The sequence below is a fragment of the Streptococcus sp. HMSC076C08 genome (assembly GCF_001810825.1).
GTDB lineage: Bacteria > Bacillota > Bacilli > Lactobacillales > Streptococcaceae > Streptococcus.
In genome coordinates, this window is record NZ_KV802722.1 from 1 (window position 1) to 257 (window position 257).

General features: G+C 53.3%; 3 tRNA genes. All 3 read right to left on the reverse strand.

Annotated features, from left to right (window positions below):
* Positions 1 to 5: 5 nt before the first annotated feature.
* The 3 genes from HMPREF2766_RS03135 to HMPREF2766_RS03145 all read right to left on the reverse strand — a co-directional run bounded on the left by HMPREF2766_RS03135 (position 6) and on the right by HMPREF2766_RS03145 (position 256).
* Positions 6 to 78 (reverse strand) — tRNA-Phe (locus HMPREF2766_RS03135).
* 3 nt (positions 79 to 81) lie between these two features.
* A tRNA-Met gene (locus tag HMPREF2766_RS03140) sits at positions 82 to 155 on the reverse strand.
* A gap of 11 nt (positions 156 to 166) precedes the next feature.
* Positions 167 to 256, reverse strand: a tRNA-Ser gene (locus HMPREF2766_RS03145).
* Position 257: the final 1 nt, after the last annotated feature.

Genomic DNA, 257 nt, shown 5'->3' on the forward strand with positions numbered 1-257 from the left:
AAATATGGCGCGAGACGGAATCGAACCGCCGACACATGGAGCTTCAATCCATTGCTCTACCAACTGAGCTACCGAGCCAAATTGCGGGAGCAGGATTTGAACCTACGACCTTCGGGTTATGAGCCCGACGAGCTACCGAGCTGCTCCATCCCGCGTTAATATAAAAAGGAGGATGTGGGATTCGAACCCACGCACGCTTTTACACGCCTGACGGTTTTCAAGACCGTTCCCTTCAGCCGGACTTGGGTAATCCTCCA